General features: G+C 67.8%; 17 protein-coding genes. 10 read left to right on the top strand and 7 right to left on the bottom strand.

Annotation, left to right across the window (positions count from 1 at the left end; all coding sequences use genetic code 11):
* Nucleotides 1-124: 124 nt before the first annotated feature.
* From gshB to rsmI, 3 genes are all read right to left on the bottom strand, one after another.
* Nucleotides 125-1,066 carry a glutathione synthase gene (gene gshB, locus PSA7680_RS11610; RefSeq protein ID WP_085868886.1) on the bottom strand — a complete coding sequence of 314 codons (942 nt, stop codon included), beginning with the start codon at nt 1,064-1,066 and terminating at the stop codon, nt 125-127.
* Nucleotides 1,067-1,121: 55 nt separating this feature from the next.
* Nucleotides 1,122-1,478, bottom strand: a complete 357-nt coding sequence (locus tag PSA7680_RS11615) for a YraN family protein (RefSeq protein ID WP_139838630.1) — start codon at nt 1,476-1,478, stop codon at nt 1,122-1,124.
* Nucleotides 1,479-1,542: 64 nt separating this feature from the next.
* Nucleotides 1,543-2,397 carry a 16S rRNA (cytidine(1402)-2'-O)-methyltransferase gene (gene rsmI, locus PSA7680_RS11620; RefSeq protein WP_085868888.1) on the bottom strand — a complete coding sequence of 285 codons (855 nt, stop codon included), beginning with the start codon at nt 2,395-2,397 and terminating at the stop codon, nt 1,543-1,545.
* 93 nt (nt 2,398-2,490) lie between these two features.
* Here rsmI and PSA7680_RS11625 point away from each other — a divergent pair, with 93 nt between their 5' ends.
* Genes PSA7680_RS11625 through murJ form a run of 3 tightly spaced genes read left to right on the top strand, consistent with a single transcriptional unit; the run spans nt 2,491 to nt 7,977 of the window.
* Nucleotides 2,491-3,669 (top strand): penicillin-binding protein activator, encoded by a 1,179-nt coding sequence (locus PSA7680_RS11625; RefSeq protein ID WP_085868889.1) that lies wholly within the window; start codon nt 2,491-2,493, stop codon nt 3,667-3,669.
* Nucleotides 3,629-6,439, top strand: a complete 2,811-nt coding sequence (locus tag PSA7680_RS11630) for a [protein-PII] uridylyltransferase (RefSeq protein WP_085868890.1) — start codon at nt 3,629-3,631, stop codon at nt 6,437-6,439. Before PSA7680_RS11625 ends, PSA7680_RS11630 begins: the two co-directional genes overlap by 41 nt.
* The gene (gene murJ, locus PSA7680_RS11635; RefSeq protein ID WP_085868891.1) at nt 6,436-7,977 is read left to right on the top strand and encodes a murein biosynthesis integral membrane protein MurJ; all 1,542 of its coding nucleotides are present in this window, start codon (nt 6,436-6,438) and stop codon (nt 7,975-7,977) included. The genes PSA7680_RS11630 and murJ overlap by 4 nt, the downstream gene beginning before the upstream one ends.
* Nucleotides 7,978-8,154: 177 nt before the next feature.
* On the opposite strand, the gene PSA7680_RS11640 is transcribed toward murJ, so the two are convergent.
* Complete coding sequence (locus PSA7680_RS11640; RefSeq protein WP_085868892.1) at nt 8,155-8,841, bottom strand: rhomboid family intramembrane serine protease; 687 nt, start codon at nt 8,839-8,841, stop codon at nt 8,155-8,157.
* A gap of 80 nt (nt 8,842-8,921) precedes the next feature.
* Between PSA7680_RS11640 and trpS the strand changes: the two genes are divergently transcribed.
* Nucleotides 8,922-9,944, top strand: coding sequence for a tryptophan--tRNA ligase (trpS, locus tag PSA7680_RS11645; RefSeq protein ID WP_085868893.1), 1,023 nt, complete (start codon nt 8,922-8,924; stop codon nt 9,942-9,944).
* Between the two features lie 55 nt (nt 9,945-9,999).
* Here the strand turns inward: trpS and PSA7680_RS11650 are convergent, their stop codons facing one another.
* From PSA7680_RS11650 to PSA7680_RS11660, 3 genes are all read right to left on the bottom strand, one after another.
* Nucleotides 10,000-10,635 carry a PEBP family protein gene (locus PSA7680_RS11650; RefSeq protein WP_085868894.1) on the bottom strand — a complete coding sequence of 212 codons (636 nt, stop codon included), beginning with the start codon at nt 10,633-10,635 and terminating at the stop codon, nt 10,000-10,002.
* Between the two features lie 75 nt (nt 10,636-10,710).
* On the bottom strand, nt 10,711-11,181 hold the full coding sequence (locus tag PSA7680_RS11655) for a GNAT family N-acetyltransferase (RefSeq protein WP_085868895.1): 471 nt from the start codon (nt 11,179-11,181) through the stop codon (nt 10,711-10,713).
* Nucleotides 11,182-11,384: 203 nt separating this feature from the next.
* Nucleotides 11,385-11,984 carry a L,D-transpeptidase gene (locus PSA7680_RS11660; protein WP_085868896.1) on the bottom strand — a complete coding sequence of 200 codons (600 nt, stop codon included), beginning with the start codon at nt 11,982-11,984 and terminating at the stop codon, nt 11,385-11,387.
* Between the two features lie 239 nt (nt 11,985-12,223).
* Between PSA7680_RS11660 and PSA7680_RS11665 the strand changes: the two genes are divergently transcribed.
* The 6 genes from PSA7680_RS11665 to PSA7680_RS11690 all read left to right on the top strand — a co-directional run bounded on the left by PSA7680_RS11665 (nt 12,224) and on the right by PSA7680_RS11690 (nt 16,257).
* Nucleotides 12,224-12,748: a VOC family protein gene (locus PSA7680_RS11665; RefSeq protein WP_085868897.1), complete on the top strand. Its 525-nt coding sequence runs from the start codon at nt 12,224-12,226 to the stop codon at nt 12,746-12,748.
* A 201-nt stretch (nt 12,749-12,949) separates the two neighbouring features.
* Nucleotides 12,950-13,816, top strand: coding sequence for a branched-chain amino acid aminotransferase (locus PSA7680_RS11670; protein WP_085868898.1), 867 nt, complete (start codon nt 12,950-12,952; stop codon nt 13,814-13,816).
* Between the two features lie 77 nt (nt 13,817-13,893).
* Nucleotides 13,894-14,349 (top strand): universal stress protein, encoded by a 456-nt coding sequence (locus PSA7680_RS11675; RefSeq protein WP_085868899.1) that lies wholly within the window; start codon nt 13,894-13,896, stop codon nt 14,347-14,349.
* 109 nt (nt 14,350-14,458) lie between these two features.
* Nucleotides 14,459-15,019, top strand: coding sequence for a NifU family protein (locus PSA7680_RS11680; RefSeq protein WP_085868900.1), 561 nt, complete (start codon nt 14,459-14,461; stop codon nt 15,017-15,019).
* A gap of 132 nt (nt 15,020-15,151) precedes the next feature.
* Nucleotides 15,152-15,820, top strand: coding sequence for a tRNA (adenosine(37)-N6)-threonylcarbamoyltransferase complex dimerization subunit type 1 TsaB (tsaB, locus tag PSA7680_RS11685; protein WP_085868978.1), 669 nt, complete (start codon nt 15,152-15,154; stop codon nt 15,818-15,820).
* Complete coding sequence (locus PSA7680_RS11690; protein ID WP_085868901.1) at nt 15,817-16,257, top strand: GNAT family N-acetyltransferase; 441 nt, start codon at nt 15,817-15,819, stop codon at nt 16,255-16,257. The genes tsaB and PSA7680_RS11690 overlap by 4 nt, the downstream gene beginning before the upstream one ends.
* Nucleotides 16,258-16,361 lie beyond the last annotated feature (104 nt).

Here is a 16,361-nt window from a genome sequence, read left to right on the forward strand (position 1 = left end):
ACAGCGGCGAGATCACCGCCCATTCCGCATCGCTCACATCGTGTCTGCCCGTCATGCTCACCTCCGTTTCCGAAAGTGAATCATCACACCGCCAAAAACGGAATCCCGTTTATGAGTTCACGACCTAGGCGCGCCGGGCCTCGATGGCCTGCCAGATCTTCTCGGCGATGTTGACGCCGTCGAAACGCTCCAGTTCCTGGATGCCGGTGGGCGAGGTTACGTTGATCTCGGTCATGTAGTCGCCGATCACGTCGATCCCGACGAAGATCAGCCCCTTTTCCTTCAGCGCCGGGCCGATCGCCGCGCAGATCTCGAGATCCCGCTCGGTAAGGCCCACCTTCTCGGGCCGCCCGCCCACGTGCATGTTGGAGCGCGTCTCCCCTTCCGCGGGCACCCGGTTGATCGCACCGACGGGCGCACCGTCCACGAGGATCACGCGCTTGTCGCCGTTGGAGACGTCGGGCAGGAATTTCTGCGCGATCAGGGGTTCGCGGTTGATGCCGGTGAACAGCTCGTGCAGCGAGGCGAGGTTGCGATCGTTCGGATCGAGCCGGAACACCCCGGCGCCGCCGTTGCCGTAGAGCGGCTTCAGGATGATGTCCCCGTGTTCGGCCTTGAAGGCCCGGATGGTGTCGAGATCGCGGGCGATCAGGGTGGGCGGCGTCAGCTCCGCGAATTGCAGCACCATCAGCTTCTCGGGGCAGTTGCGCACCCAGAAGGGATCGTTCACCACCAGCGTGCCCGGATGGATCATCTCCAGCAGGTGGGTGGTGGTGATGTAGCCCATGTCAAACGGGGGATCCTGCCGCAGCCAGACGACATCCCATTCGGAGAGATCCACTTCCTGCTCCGCGCCGAGCGTGAAATGGTTGCCCTTCTCGCGGCGCACCTCCAGGGGCCAGCCCTTCGCCAGAACGCGCCCCTCGCGATAGCTCAGCCGGTCCGGCGTGTAGTAGAACAGGCTGTGGCCGCGCGCCTGCGCCTCTTCCGCGATGCGAAACGTGCTGTCTGCGTCGATGTCGATCGGCGCGATGGGATCCATCTGGATGGCGACCTTGAGCGGCATGGCAATACTCCTTTCGCCCCTACATGGCGAAAGGCGCCCGCGGGTTCAATGGCGTTCACGCCCACATGGCCGCATTCTCGATCACCTCGATTTTCCCCTCTGCATCGACCAGCGCGAGATCGATCCGCATGGGGGTGTTCAGCCCCGCCGGCTCCCCGGCGAGGAATTCCTCCGCCGCCGCCATGATCCGCTGAAGCTGGCGCCGGCCGAGGCGGGCAGCAGCGCGGGCATGGGTGCTGCTTTTCTTGACCTCGATGAAGATCAGCTCATCACCTTCGCGCGCGATCAGATCCACTTCGCCGCCGCGCCCGCGCCAGCGGTGGTGGCGCAGCCGCGCACCGCGCGCCGAATAGTGCCGCTCCACCGCGCGTTCGGCGGCAAGGCCCGCGTGATAATTCATCTGCTGACGGATCGCTTTCATGGCCCGATCTCCCCTCCATCGCATTGATCCTAGCGCGGGGGCCCTTGCCGCTCCGTTAACGGCTCAGAGAAAGCGCCTGCTGATAGACCTCCCGCCGCTTCAGCCCGTAGGCCTCCGCCACCATCGCCGCCGCATCCTTCACCGAAAGCGTCTCCAGTGCCCGCCTGAGGGCGCTTTCCACGTCTTCCTGCGGCAGGGCCTCCGCCTGCGCGCGATCCACCAGCACCACGACCTCCCCCTTCACCGATGCCGAGGCATAATGCGCGGCGAGCGCGGACAGCGTGCCCCGGCGCACCTCTTCGAACTTCTTGGTCAGCTCGCGGCAGACGGCGGCCTCCCGATCGCCTCCGAGCACGCCGGCCATGTCGGCAAGGCTGGCGGCGAGGCGCTTGGGAGATTCGTAGAAGGCCAGCGTTCCGGGCACGGCCGCGCAATCCTCCAGCGCGCTGCGGCGGGCGCCCGTGGCATTGGGCAGGAAGCCCGCGAAGAAGAAGCGGTCCGTCGGCAGGCCGGCGATGGTGAGCGCGGTGATGACGGCGGAGGGCCCCGGCGCGCTGGTGACGAGATGGCCTTCATCCAGCGCCGCGCGCGCGAGGCTGAAGCCGGGATCGGCCACCAGCGGGGTGCCGGCTTCGGATGCATAGGCCACCGATTTCCCCTCCTGCAACGCGCGCATCAGGCGTGGGCGCGCGGTATCGCCGTTGTGATCGTGATAGGCGATCACCGGGCGCTCGCCGAGCGGCACGCCGTGGATCTCGAGCAGGCGGCGCAGGGTGCGGGTGTCCTCCGCGGCGATCACGTCCGCGCTGGCCAGCACGTCCAGCGCGCGCAGGGTGATGTCGCGCGCGGAGCCGATCGGCGTGGCCACGAAATACAGCCCCGCGGGCAGCGGTCGGATTTCATAATTCACGGGGGGCCCTCTTTGCTTCCGTTTACAGTTGCGCGGCAAACCCTTAGGGTCCGGAGACGTATTTTGACCGTGCACAGGGATGAGGTCCAGCCCATGTTTTCCGTTTCACGCATTGTCCGCAAACCCCTGGCGCTGCTCGCCGTTCCGGCAATGGCACTGCTGCTGGCCGCCTGTCAGCCGGTGAGCCAGGGGGGCAACACAGGCCCCAGCATCAACACCAGCAAACCCGTGCAGGTCGCGCTGCTCGTGCCCAAGGGCTCGGGCCAGTCCGGCGACGCGATCGTCGCCCAGAGCCTCGAGAACGCCGCGCGCCTTGCGATGGCGGATCTGGACGGGGTGACCATCGACCTGCGCGTCTACGACACCGCCGGCTCCGCCTCGCAGGCCTCCGCCGTGGCGACGCAGGCGGTGAACGAGGGCGCCAAGATCATCCTCGGCCCGCTCTACGCGCAATCGGCCAACGCGGTCGGGCTGGCGACGGCCTCGCGCAACGTCAACGTGCTGGCCTTCTCCAACAACACCGAGATCGCCGGCGGCAACGTCTTCGTGCTCGGCAACACCTTCGAGAACACCGCCAACCGGATGGTCAGCTTCGCCGCCCGCCAGGGCAAGCGCAACATGGTCATCGTGGCGGCCGACAACCCGGCGGGCGCGCAAGGGGCCGCGGCGATCCAGGCGGCCGCCAGCCGCAACGGCGCCTCGGTGGCCGGCGTCGTCCGGCACCAGTTCTCCCAACAGGGCGTGATCGACGCGGTGCCCGCGGTGAAGGCCGCGGTGCAGAACAACGGCGCGGATTCCGTCTTCTTCACCTCCGACACCGCCGGTGCGCTGCCGCTCTTCACCCAGCTGCTGCCCGAGTCCGGCATCGATCCCTCGATCACCCAGTTCATGGGGCTCACCCGCTGGGACATCCCCGCCTCCACGCTGGAGCTTCCGGGCGTGCAGGGCGGCTGGTTCGCGCTGCCCGATCCGGCGCTGCGCAGCAATTTCACCTCGCGCTACACCGCCACCTACGGCGGCTCCCCGCATCCGCTGGCCGGGCTCGCCTATGACGGCATCGCCGCCATCGGCGCCTCGGTGAAGGCCGGGCGCGCCGATGCGTTGGCGAAATCGGGCCTGACGCAGGCTGCGGGCTTCGTCGGGGTCAACGGCATCTTCCGTTTCCTGCCCGATGGCACTAATGAACGGGGAATGGCGATCGGCGAGATCCGCAACAACCAGGTAACAGTCATTGACCCTGCCCCAAGAAGTTTCCGCGGCGCCGGCTTCTGACCAGCTCCGCCACACGGTCGCGGCGCCGGCGGAGCTGATCTGCCCGGCCATCGAGATCTTCGACGAAAACGGCGTGCGGGCCGCCATCGAGGCGGCCTGCGGCGCGGGCGACACCGGGGGCGACATCCGCGCCGCCACGGTGCGCTGCCTCAACGAGGCGCAGAAGCGCGGGCGCGCCCGCATCAAGGAGGCCTTCCAGGCGGATCCGCTGAAGGCGCGCGCCACCACGCGGGCCTACACCTATCTCACCGACTGCCTCGTGACGATGGCCTTCGAGGTGGCCTCCGAGCGGCTGCACAAGGTGCACACCCCCACCACGGGCGAACGGCTCTCGGTGTTGGCGGTCGGCGGCTACGGCCGCGCCGAGATGGCCCCCTTCTCCGACGTGGACCTGCTCTTCCTCACCCCCTACAAGATCACCGCCTGGGCGGAGAGCGTGATCGAGTCCATGCTCTACATCCTCTGGGATCTGCGCCTGAAGGTGGGGCACGCCAGCCGCACGGTGAAGGACTGCCTGCGGCTGGGCAAGGAAGACTACACCATCCGCACCGCCCTGCTGGAGAACCGCTTCCTCGTCGGTGACGCCGCCCTCGCCGACGAGCTGAACACGGTGCTGACGAGCCAGCTCTTCGCCAATTCCGCCTCCGAGTTCATCGAGGCCAAGCTGGCCGAACGCGGCGAGCGGCACCGCAAGCAGGGGCTGCGCTACGTGGTGGAGCCCAACGTCAAGGAGGGCAAGGGCGGCCTGCGCGATCTGCAGTCGCTGTTCTGGATCGCCAAATACATCCACGGCGTGCAGGACACCGGCGAGCTGGTGCGCCTCGGGGTCTTCACCCGCGAGGAATACCACAGCTTCGAGCGCGCCGAGCGCTTCCTCTGGGCCACGCGCTGCCATCTGCACCTGATCGCGGGCCGGGCCACCGAACAGCTGACCTTCGATCTGCAGGTCGAGGTGGCCGACGCCATGGGCTACACCGATCACGGCGGCCGCCGGGCGGTGGAGCATTTCATGCAGGCCTATTTCCGCCACGCCACGCGCGTGGGCGAGCTCACGCGCATCTTCCTCACCAAGCTCGAAGCCAGCCACGTGAAGAAAGCCCCCTCGCTCGTCGGGTTCTTCCGCCGCCGCAAGCGGGTGAAGCCGGGCTACAAGCTGGTGCAGAACCGGCTGACCTACGCCAGCGAAGCGGCCTTCCTGTCGGACAAGTTGAACCTGCTGCGCATCTTCGAGGAAGGGCTGCGCACGGGCTACCTGATCCACCCGGACGCAATGCGCATCATCACCGCGAACCTCGATCTGATCGACGACGAGATGCGCGCCGACAAGGAGGCCGTGCGGCTCTTCCTCGGACTGATGCTCAAGCACGGCAACCCCGAGCGCGCCCTGCGGCGCATGAACGAGCTGGGCGTGCTGGCGGCCTTCATCCCCGAGTTCGAACCCATCGTCGCGATGATGCAGTTCAACATGTATCACGCCTACACGGTGGACGAGCACACCATCCAGTGCATCAAGACGCTGGCGCGCATCGAGCACGGCGAGCTGGTGGAAGAGCTGCCGGTGGCTTCCGGCATCCTGAAGGAAGGGGTGAACCGAAAGGTGCTCTACGTCGCGCTGCTGCTGCATGACATCGGCAAGGGCCGGCCCGAGGATCACTCCATCCTCGGCGCCCAGATCGCGCGCAAGGTGGCGCCGAGGCTCGGGCTGAAGAAGAGCGAATGCGAAACCGTCGAATGGCTGGTGCGCAACCACCTGCTGATGTCGGACATGGCCCAGAAGCGCGACATCTCCGACCCGGCCACGATCCGCGGCTTCGCCAAGCAGGTGGCCACGCGCGAGCGGCTCGACCTGCTCACGGTGCTGACCGTCTGCGACATCCGCGGTGTCGGCCCCGGTGTGTGGAACAACTGGAAGGCCACGCTTTTGCGCAGCCTCCATCAGGAAACAGCCGAGGCGTTGGAAACAGGCCTTGCGGATCTGAATCGCGGCAAGCGCGAGGCCGAGGCCAAGCGCGCCCTGCGCGAAGCGCTTTCGGATTGGGACCCGAAAGCGCTGCGCGAAGAGATCAAGCGCCACTACGGCCCCTACTGGCAGGGGCTCGACACCGAATCGCAGGTCAAGATGGCGCATCTGCTCAAGGGCATCCGCGTCGATGAGATCCGCATCGACGTCCTGCCCGACGATGCCCATGACGCCACCCGCGTCTGCTTCTGCATGGCCGACCACCCGGGTATCTTCTCGCGCCTCGCCGGGGCGCTGGCGCTCGTTGGAGCCAACGTGGTGGACGCGCGCACCTACACCACGGCGGATGGGTTCATCACCACGGTGTTCTGGATCCAGGACTCCGAGCACCACCCATACGAGATCAGCCGCCTGCCGCGCCTGCGCCAGATGATCGAGCGCACGCTGAAGGGCGAAGTGATCGCCGGGCAGGCGCTGGCCAGCCGCGACAAGGTGAAGAAGCGGGAGCGCGAGTTCCGCGTGCCCACCAACATCACCTTCGACAACGACGGCAGCGAGATCTACACCATCATCGAGGTGGACACCCGCGACCGCCCCGGCCTGCTGTTCGATCTCACCCGCACGCTGGCGAACGCCAACATGAACATCGCCTCGGCCCAGATCGCCACCTACGGCGTGCAGGCCGTGGACGTGTTCTACGTGAAGGACATGTTCGGCCTGAAGCTCTATGCCGAAAGCAAGCAGCGGGCGCTTGAAGCCAAGCTGCGCGACGCCATCGAGAAGGGTGTCGAACGGGCGGGGGCCGCATGAAGCCAATCCGCCTGATGGCCGGCTTCCTGACGGTCGGCGTCTGGACGCTGCTGTCGCGGTTGATGGGATTCGTGCGCGACATCCTGATCGCAAGCTACCTCGGCGCGGGCCCCGTGGCCGAGGCTTTCCTGATCGCCTTTTCGTTGCCCAACATGTTCCGCCGCTTCTTCGCCGAAGGCGCGTTCAACATGGCCTTCGTGCCGATGTTCTCCAAGAAGCTGGAGGGCGGCGAGGATGCCGCCGGTTTCGCGCGGGAGGCCTTTACCGGGCTCGCCACCGTGGTGCTGGTGTTCACCCTGATCGCCCAGGCGGCGATGCCCTGGCTCGTGCTGGCCATGGCCTCGGGGTTTCTGGCCGATGAGCGGTTCGACCTGGCGGTGCATTACGGGCGCATCGCCTTCCCCTACATCCTGTTCATCTCGCTGGCCGCGCTGCTGTCGGGCGTGCTGAACGCCGCCGGGCGCTTCGTGGCCGCGGCCGCCGCGCCGGTGCTGCTGAACGTGCTGTTCATCGGCGCCATGGTGCTGGCGGAGCGGTTCGGCTGGCCCATCGGGGACGCCATCATCTGGACGGTGCCGCTGGCCGGGATCGCCCAGCTGGCGCTTGTCTGGTGGGCCGCCGGGCGCGCGGGCTTTCCGATCCGGCTGCAACGCCCGCGCCTGACGCCCGACATGAAGCGCCTTGCCATGATCGCCGCCCCGGCCGCGCTGGCCAGTGGCGTGGTGCAGGTGAACCTGCTGGTGGGGCGGCAGGTGGCCAGTTTCTTCGACGGCGCCATCGCATGGCTGAACTACGCCGACCGCCTTTATCAACTGCCGCTGGGCGTCGTGGGCATCGCCATCGGCGTCGTGCTGCTGCCCGATCTCTCCCGCCGGCTGCGCGCCGGCGATGCAGCGGGCGGGCAGGCCGCTTTCAGCCGTGCGGGCGAAATTTCACTCGCGCTCACCGTCCCTTGCGCGGTGGCGCTCGTGGTGATCCCGCAGCAGCTGATCGGCGTCTTGTTCGAGCGCGGCGCCTTCGGCCCTGCAGACACGGCGGCCACGGCGGCGGCGCTGGCGATCTACGGTCTCGGGCTGCCGGCCTTCGTGCTGCAGAAGGTGCTGCAACCGCTCTATTTCGCACGGGAGGACACCAAAACCCCCTTCCGCTTCGCGCTGGTGACGATGGTGATCAACCTCACCGTCGCCATAGGCGCGGCCTTCTGGATCGGCTACCTCGCCGCCGCCGTCGCCACCTCGCTCTCGGGCTGGGTCATGGTCTGGCTGCTGTGGCGCGGGGCGCGCGGCATGGGGCCGGAAGCGCAGTTCGACGCGCGGTTCCACACCCGCTGGTGGCGCATCGTGCTGACCTCGCTGGTCATGGGCGCCTGGCTGCTGGCCTGCGCCTACGCGCTGGCGCCGATGTTCGAAGCCGGCGCGCTGCGCTATCTGGCGCTGGCCATAGTCATCGTCACGGGGATCATCATCTACTTCACCGTCGGCCACCTGCTGAACGCGGTGCGGCTGAGCGAGTTCAAGGCGGCGGTGAAGCGGGGCTGACGGAGGACCAGCGGCCCGGAACACGGCCGAAGGCCGCCGGGCCAGCGGCAGACCGTCCCGGCGGGCTGCCGCTTTGCTTGGGTTGGCGCGACGACCAACGTCTCTCGATCTTGGCTGGCATAAAGCGAAACGACCAGAGGGCACTGCGGCAACCCACGGTCCGCCGCTGGCCCTTCCCTACCGCCGGCGCACCACCTGCAGCACCCGCTGCCAGCCGCCCGGCACCAGCAGGAAGCTCAGCCCGAACCCCGTGGCGAAGCCGGCCAGATCGGCCACCCATTCGCGGCTGCCGCCAAAGAGGATGCCCCACAGAAGCTGGATGCCCAGCAGGAAGGCGATCAGGGAAAAGGCGCGATACTTGTTGGCCCCGCGTGCGGCGAGATCCACCCACATCAGCAGGGTGAAGGAGCCGATCAGCCCGTAGACGGCCGGATAGCCCCCCACCAGCGGCACCGGATCGTTCAGCAGAAGCCCGTAGACAAGCGCGCCCATGGCGGCGGAGCCGAAGAAGATCAGCAGCACCGCCCACCAGGAGAAGATCTCACCCGCCATCTTGCCCAGCGCCAGCAGGAACACGAGCACGAAGAGCGCATGGGTGAAGTTCACATGCACCAGCGGGTAGCTCACGAAGCGCAGCAGCATATCGGGGCGGTAGACGCCGGTTTCCAGCATCCAGTCGAAGATGTCGCCGGAGAAGGCGAAGCGCTGCACCGCGTCCAGCCGCCAGCCCACGGCCTCCGGGCCACCGATGATCCCGCGCTCGCCCAGCGTGAAGGCCAGCTCGATGCCGAAGATCAGCAGCGCCAGCCCAACCACCACGGGCGGCAGCGGATTGATCGGGGATTCATCAAAGGGGCTGCTCATGGTCTCGCTCCATCCGGTTGACGGCCTGTGCCCCCATCGGTAAGCGAGCCGTGTATAGAAATCCAGACGGAGAACACACCATGACGGAGGTGGTCCACACACCGCGCGTCTTTTCGGGGATCCAGCCCTCGGGCAACCTGACCCTCGGAAACTACCTCGGCGCCATCAAGCGCTTCGTTGAAATGCAGAACAGCGGCATCGAAACGCTCTACTGCATGGTCGATCTGCACGCGATCACCGTCTGGCGAAAACCCGAGGATCTGCGCCGCGCCACGCGCGAGGTCGCCGCGGGGTTCATCGCCTCCGGGCTCGATCCGGCGAAGTCCATCCTCTTCAACCAGAGCCAGGTGCCCGAGCACGCCCAGCTTGCCTGGATCTTCAACTGCGTCGCCCGCATGGGCTGGCTCAACCGCATGACCCAGTTCAAGGACAAAGCCGGCAAGAACCGCGAGAACGCCTCGGTGGGGCTCTTCGCCTACCCGAACCTCATGGCCGCCGACATCCTGATCTACCACGCCACCCATGTGCCCGTGGGCGAGGATCAGAAGCAGCACCTCGAACTGACGCGCGACATCGCCACCAAGTTCAACAACGATTTCGGCGTCGATTTCTTCCCGATCACCGAGCCGGTGATCGAGGGCGCGGCGACGCGGGTGATGAGCTTGCGCGACGGCTCCAAGAAGATGAGCAAATCCGACCCGTCCGACATGAGCCGGATCAACATGACCGATGACGCCGACGCCATCGCCAAGAAGATCCGCAAGGCGAAGACGGACCCGGACGCCCTGCCGAGCGAGGCCGCGGGCCTGGCCGACCGGCCGGAAGCGCGCAACCTCGTCAACATCTACGCCGCGCTTTCGGAACAGAGCGTGGACGCCGTACTGGCCGAGGTGGGTGGCAAGGCGTTCTCGGAGTTCAAGCCGATGCTCGCCGATCTGGCGGTGGCCAAGCTCTCGCCCATCGCCGCCGAAATGGCGCGGCTGATGGAGGACACCGCCGAGATCGACCGCATCCTCGGCGAAGGAGCCACCCGCGCGCAGGCGATCGCCGCACCGATCCTCGAACAGACCTACGACATCGTGGGCATGGTCCGCTCGCGCTAGGGGCGCTGTAGCAATGACGGGCGCGAAAGATCTCCTTTCGCGCCCTTTTTCGTGGCTACTCCACGGTCAGGCGGCAGAGGATCGTGTTGTCCTGTTCCAGATCCGGCCCCCAGATAAGCTGCGCCGAAGCGTCCCAGTCGATGGTGTCATAGCCCATCTTGGGGCTGACCTCTGCCTCGGAATAGAGGCTGGCCGCCTGCCAGCCGGAGGCATCGAAACCGGGTTGATCCCAGCCTTGCGGCTCGTCGGAAGCGGTGAAATCGCAGGCCCCTTCCCCGGCGACTGGCGTATCCACGGTCTCGCAGGATTTCTCCACCGGGGCGTGGTGGATCACGAGGCATTGCCAGCTTGAGTCGCTGACGGCGGCAACCGCGCCGGTGGCGTCAAAGATCTGGAGGATCACCCCGCCATCGCCCATCTGCTGCCGCGCGGTGCCGATGTATTCCAGCCCGGTGTCGTTTTCCTTGAAATCCTTGGCCACCAGCCCCAGCACGAAGGGGCGCTCGGCCTCGAAGGAAAAGCTTTCGGCGTTGAACGAGCGTTCCGTGGTGATCGGCACGCTGTCTTCCGCCACCTGCTGGCCGTTCACGCGCAGCTCGAACCAGTTGTCGGCCCAGACATCGGCCGAAAAGGGCTCCGCCGAGAGCGTGGCGGGCAGCAAGGCGAGGGCGGCGGCGAGTTGGATCTTCATGGAAATCTCCTGTTCTGTATGCCCATTGCATACGCGCCAGCCGAGAGGATCCGTCGCGCGATCTGGGGGAATTTTCTAAAGCGCCTTGCCGTAATGCGCCGCCTGCACGGTGCGGCTGACGAAGCCCATGCGCTCGTAGGCCCGGCGCGCCTGCCAGTTGGCCGGATCCGCGCTGACCAGCAGGTGCTCGCAGCCAAGGCTGCGCCCGAGCGCCTCGGCATGGGCCACCAGCGCCCTGCCCACCCCTTGGCCGCGATGGGCCGGCGCAACATAGAGGTGGTGCAGATCCAGCCCGCGCCGGGCGAAATGCAGAAGCCCCGTAACACGCAGGGCGGCATAGCCCACCGGCCGGCCGTCGATCTCGGCAAGGGCCACCCGCGCCCAGGCCTGCGGCCCGAAGAGCGCATCCTGCAGCCCCTGCGCGTCGATCCGCGCCGCATCACCGTGGTGGGCGGCCAGCGCCGCGATCATCGTCAGCAGGGCCGGCACATCCTGCCGCCCCGCCGCGCGCACGGAGATGCGCTTTTCTTCTACGGATACCGTCATCGTCCCTGGCTCCTGTGGCCGCCGGACGGATCGACATGAAAAAACCGCCCTGCGGCGGTTTTCATCAGCAACACCCGTTGCGCACCGCCCCTAGTGGAGACGGGTAAAGAAATAAACGGCGGTCTGGGTGCTGTTCCGTGTCATGGCCCAGCCATAGCAGGCGCCGGGCCATGCAATCAAGCTTTCTGGCTTTCGCGCCCCGCTCAGATCAGGCGCACCTGCGTGCCGACCTTGGCCAGCTCGAAGAGTTCCTGGATCTGCGAGTTGTAGAGCCCGATGCAACCCGAGGAGGACTTGCGCCCGATCTTGCGGGTGTCGTGGGTGCCGTGGATGCGGTAGTAGGGCCAGCTCAGGTAGAGCGCGTGGCTGCCCAGCGGGTTGTCCGGGCCCGGACCGACGACGGCGGGCAGGTTCGGGTTGCGCTCCAACATCGAGGGCGTGGGCCGCCACGTGGGGCCGACGACCTTCTGCACCACTTCGGTGTAGCCGAGCCGGGTCAGTTCTTCGGTCAGCGGCACCGAGGAGGGGTAGAGCTTGTAGATCGTGTCGTCCTCGTTCCAGAAATGCACTGTGCGCGAGGTGGTGTCGCAGACGATCACCCCGTTCTTCAGCGAGTCGAAGTGATCCTGCCAGCGCACGGCATGCCAGCTGGAGACGTTGCGCTGCACCTTGGGCTGGTAGATCTGGCCGGGGACCGGGCCGCCGCCGTCCTGCGCGCGCAGAATGGTCGGCGCGAAAAGCATGCCACCGGCAGCAACGCCAAGGCGCAGGGCGGCACGGCGGGTAAGGCGGGAATCGGACATGGAGACCTCGTGATCTGTCGTTTGGCCGATCCTCTACCAGAGCCCCGCCCGGCCGCCAACATGCCGCCAATAAAGTGATCGTGAGGCCGCGGGCTTCCGCCGATGGCAAAGGCCTCCGGCTGTGGCTGGCTGCGGCTGGCTGCGCATGAATGCACAGGATGCCTTTGCCGATGCGGAATTCCGCGCCGCTGCGCCGGCTCCTACATTCGCCTCGACCAACGCATTCAGGAGGGCGTTCCATGCCACAAGCCGCAAGCGCACACCACACCGACGACGGTTTCACCGTCCACCCCGCCACCAAGGTCGGACACATCCACCTGCGCGTCTCCGATCTGGATCGCGCCATCGCCTTCTACTCCGGCTTGCTCGGCTTTCAGATGATGCAACGCTACGGGCGGCAGGCCGCCTTCCTCTCGGCGGGCGGCTACCACCACCACATCGGGCTCAACACCTGGGAGAGCCTCGGGGCAACGCCCCCGCCGCCGGGCCACACTGGGCTCTACCACGTCGCCTTTCTCTTTCCCGACCGCAGCAGCCTCGGCGCTGTGCTGGCCCGGCTGAAAGCAGCCGGCGTGCCACTGGAGGGCGCCGCCGATCACGGGGTGAGCGAAGCCGTCTACCTGCGCGATCCCGACGGAAACGGCGTGGAACTCTACCGCGACCGCCCCGAAGCGGAGTGGCCCCGCGCGCCTGACGGCACGCTGGCCATGATCAACGGCCCGCTCGACGTGGCTGCGCTCATCCGCGAGGGCGGCGCGGCCTGAGGTCGCGCGCGCGGGGTGGGCGCCCGCCGCCGTCACACGGGCGTTACACGGCGGTGCCATGGCTTGGGCGCCCGAGGCGCCCTGTTCTGCGCCCCCGGCCCCGCCGCCGGGGGCTCCTTTTTTTTGCCGCCGGAGCGGGTTCAGCTTCGCCCCGAATGCCGCTAGGGTCCGCGCAAGGCAGACAATGGATCGGAGGCCACCATGGCGACGGGCAGCAACGTGCACACCTATTTCGAGGGCCGCTGGCACAAGGGCGACATCCCGGTGATGCGCGCGGCGGACCACGCCATGTGGCTGGGCTCCTCCGTGTTCGACGGCGCCCGCTACTTCGAGGGCGTGGCCCCCGATCTGCTGGCCCATTGCCGGCGCGTGAACGCCTCCGCCGAGGCGCTCATGATCACCCCCACCGTCAGCGCCGAAGAGATGGTCGCCATCGTCTGGGAAGGGCTCTCGGCCTATCCCAAAAGCGCCGCCGTCTACATCCGCCCGATGTATTGGGCGCTGGAGGGCGGCCACCTCGGCGTTCTGCCCAAACAGGGCGCCACCGGCTTCGCGATCGCGCTCGAGGAAATCCCCATGGCGCCGCCCGAAACCGCCACCACGCTCTGCCGCACGCGCTTCCGCCGCCCGGTGCTGGAAGACGCCGTGGTGAACGCCAAGGCCGGCTGCCTCTACCCCAACAACGCCCGGATGCTGGCGGAGGCGCGCGACAAGGGCTTCGGCAACGCGCTGGTGGCCGACGCGCTCGGCAACGTGGCCGAAACCGCCACCGCCAACGTGTTCATGGTCCGCGACGGGGAGATCTTCACCCCGATCCCCAACGGAACCTTCCTCGCCGGGATCACCCGCGCACGCCACATCGCCAACCTGCGCGCCGACGGCCTCCGGGTGCATGAAACCGTTCTGAGCTTCGAGGATTTCCACGCCGCCGATGAAGTCTTCCTGACGGGCAACATGATGAAGGTCACCCCCGTCACCGGTTTCGAGGACACCTCCTACCAGATCGGCCCCGTCACCCGGCGGGCCCGCGCGCTCTACTGGGACTGGGCGCTCTCGCAGCGCGCCTGAGCCGCGCGCCGCCGCCATAAGCTGTTGTCACGCCACGCGCTTTGCGCAACACTCCGCCGGCAAGACAGGAGGGCGCAATGCGTAAATTTCTCGTGGTTCTGGATGACAGCCGCGAATGCCTCAACGCCATGCGTTTCGCCGCCATGCGCGCGGCGCACACGGGCGGCGGCGTCGCCATCATCGCCGTGATTCCGCCGGAGGAATTCCAGCACTGGATCGGCGTGGGCGACATCATGCGCCAGGAGGCCCGCGAGCGCATCGAGGTGCATTTCGAGGTCTTCGCCAAATGGATGCGCGATCGCCAGAACGTGGACCCGGAGCTGATCATCCGCGAGGGGGAGGCCGTGCCGGAGATCCTCAAGCTGATCCGCGAAGATCCCGAGATCGGGGTGCTGGTGCTGGGCGCCGGCACCGGCAAACAGGGCCCCGGCCCGCTCGTGACCCAACTCACCCGATCCTCCGGCACCCTGCCGATCCCGATCACCATCGTGCCGGGCGATCTGTCCAAGGAGCGGCTGGAAAGCATCACCTGAACGGGCCGCCGCTGGAGCCGCCGCGCCGGCGCCCAGTTTAGAACCGTTCCAAATCTTGACAGTTCCGCTGCGAGCGCGCATATCTGAAGCCCAGACGAGAGGCCTTTCGATGTTCATTCAAACCGAGTCCACCCCGAACCCCGCGACGCTGAAATTCCTGCCCGGCCGCCCCGTGCTGGAAACCGGCACCGCCGATTTCCCTTCGCCCGAGGCCGCCGGGTCTTCGCCGCTGGCGCAGCGCATCTTTGCCGTGCCGGGCGTGACGGGCGTGTTCTTCGGCAATGATTTCGTGACCGTCACCAAGGCCGACGCCACCGAGTGGGATCACGTTAAACCCGCCATCCTCGGCGCGATCATGGAGCACTACCAATCCGGCGCCCCGGTGATGGAGGGCGAGAACGCCGCCGCCGGCCACGCCGCCCACGACGGCCCGGACTCCGATATCGTGAACCAGATCAAGGAGTTGCTGGACACCCGCGTGCGCCCCGCCGTGGCGCAGGACGGCGGCGACATCACCTTCCACGGTTTTGATCGCGGCATCGTCTACCTGCACATGCAGGGCGCCTGCGCCGGCTGCCCCTCCTCCACGCTGACGCTGAAGATGGGCATCGAGAACCTGCTGCGCCACTACATCCCGGAAGTGCTCGAGGTGCGCCCGGTCGCCGCCTGAGTGCAGCGCCGAGGCCGGACCTGACGGCAGGCCAGAAACAAGCGCACCGGCCCCATGATCGGCCGCATCACCGACCAACCAGACGGGGCGCTGCACTTGCGGCGCCCTTTGCTTTCGTGCCATGCGCATCCCATGACAGCCACGCTCCTCGCCTTCGACACTTCCGCCGCCCATTGCACCGCCGCCCTCCTCGCCGGGGGCGATCTGCGCGTGCACCGCTTCGAAGAGATGGCCAAGGGTCAGGCCGAAAGACTCTTCCCGCTGATCGAGGAGGTACTGGCCGAAGCCGGTCTCGGCTACGGGGAGCTCTCGGCGATCGCCGTGGGCACGGGGCCGGGCAATTTCACCGGCATCCGCATCTCGGTTTCCGCCGCGCGGGGGCTGGCGCTCGCGCTCGGCCGCCCCGCCATCGGGGTGAGCGCGCTGGAGGCGGCGGCCTTCGGCACGGAAGGCCCGGTGCTCGCCGCGGTGGACGCCCGGCGCGGCAAGGCCTACGTGGAGGGCTTCGGCACCGAGGCCGCGATCCCGGCCCAGCTGCGCGAGATCGCCGAGCTGCCCGCCGGCTTCGCGGGGGCGTCGGCACGCTGCATCGGCTCCGGCGCGCAGGAGGTCGCCGCACGGATCGGCGCCACCGTCGCGCCACCGGCGGCCCCGCTCGCCGAGGCCATCGCCCGGATCGCGGCGGACCGCCTTGCCCGGGATCCCGCGGCCTGCGCGCGGCATCGCCCCGCTCCGCTCTACCTGCGCGCCGCCGACGCCGCCCCGGCACGGGACGCCCCGCCGGCGCTGCTCGATCCATGACGGCTCCGCAAGCGCCAGCCGCCCCCGAGGCGCTGGCCGCGCTCCACGCGCGGGCCTTCCGCGACACCCGCCCCTGGACAGCGGATGAATTCGCCGCCCTGCTGGCGGACCCGGCCTGCTTCCTCGCCGCGCGCGCGGAGGGTTTCGCGCTGGGGCGGGCCGTGGCCGGCGAGGCGGAGTTGCTGACCATCGCCGTGGCCCCGGAGGCTCGGCGCGCGGGCCATGGGCGGGCGCTTCTGGCCGCCTTCGAGGCCGCCGCACGGGCGGCTGGTGCGCGGACCGCCTTTCTCGAAGTGGATGCCGAGAACGCACCGGCCCTGGGCCTGTATCTGTCAAACGGGTATGGCGAATCTGGCCGCCGAAAGGGCTACTACCGCCACGCGGACGGGCACCGGAGCGATGCGCTGGTGCTGTCCAAGGCGCTGCCGGCGCTCTGAAATGCCGTTTGCGCGGGCCTGCCACGGCGGATTCCCCCATGCGACGCAGCGAATATGACCAACCGGTAAAATTTGCAGTTGACCAAAGCCGCCCAGCCGCCCCT

The organism is Pseudoruegeria aquimaris, assembly GCF_900172235.1.
GTDB classification, from domain to species: domain Bacteria; phylum Pseudomonadota; class Alphaproteobacteria; order Rhodobacterales; family Rhodobacteraceae; genus Pseudoruegeria; species Pseudoruegeria aquimaris.

Excerpts from the sequence above, each read along its gene's own strand:
- gshB (WP_085868886.1), bottom strand. The coding sequence starts at position 1,066 with ATGCCGCTCAAGGTCGCCATCCAGATGGATCCCATCGCGCCGATCGAC.
- PSA7680_RS11625 (WP_085868889.1), top strand. The coding sequence starts at position 2,491 with ATGTTTTCCGTTTCACGCATTGTCCGCAAACCCCTGGCGCTGCTCGCC.
- murJ (WP_085868891.1), top strand. The coding sequence starts at position 6,436 with ATGAAGCCAATCCGCCTGATGGCCGGCTTCCTGACGGTCGGCGTCTGG.
- PSA7680_RS11640 (WP_085868892.1), bottom strand. The coding sequence starts at position 8,841 with ATGAGCAGCCCCTTTGATGAATCCCCGATCAATCCGCTGCCGCCCGTG.
- trpS (WP_085868893.1), top strand. The coding sequence starts at position 8,922 with ATGACGGAGGTGGTCCACACACCGCGCGTCTTTTCGGGGATCCAGCCC.
- PSA7680_RS11650 (WP_085868894.1), bottom strand. The coding sequence starts at position 10,635 with ATGAAGATCCAACTCGCCGCCGCCCTCGCCTTGCTGCCCGCCACGCTC.
- PSA7680_RS11655 (WP_085868895.1), bottom strand. The coding sequence starts at position 11,181 with ATGACGGTATCCGTAGAAGAAAAGCGCATCTCCGTGCGCGCGGCGGGG.
- PSA7680_RS11660 (WP_085868896.1), bottom strand. The coding sequence starts at position 11,984 with ATGTCCGATTCCCGCCTTACCCGCCGTGCCGCCCTGCGCCTTGGCGTT.
- PSA7680_RS11665 (WP_085868897.1), top strand. The coding sequence starts at position 12,224 with ATGCCACAAGCCGCAAGCGCACACCACACCGACGACGGTTTCACCGTC.
- PSA7680_RS11670 (WP_085868898.1), top strand. The coding sequence starts at position 12,950 with ATGGCGACGGGCAGCAACGTGCACACCTATTTCGAGGGCCGCTGGCAC.
- PSA7680_RS11675 (WP_085868899.1), top strand. The coding sequence starts at position 13,894 with ATGCGTAAATTTCTCGTGGTTCTGGATGACAGCCGCGAATGCCTCAAC.
- PSA7680_RS11680 (WP_085868900.1), top strand. The coding sequence starts at position 14,459 with ATGTTCATTCAAACCGAGTCCACCCCGAACCCCGCGACGCTGAAATTC.
- tsaB (WP_085868978.1), top strand. The coding sequence starts at position 15,152 with ATGACAGCCACGCTCCTCGCCTTCGACACTTCCGCCGCCCATTGCACC.
- PSA7680_RS11690 (WP_085868901.1), top strand. The coding sequence starts at position 15,817 with ATGACGGCTCCGCAAGCGCCAGCCGCCCCCGAGGCGCTGGCCGCGCTC.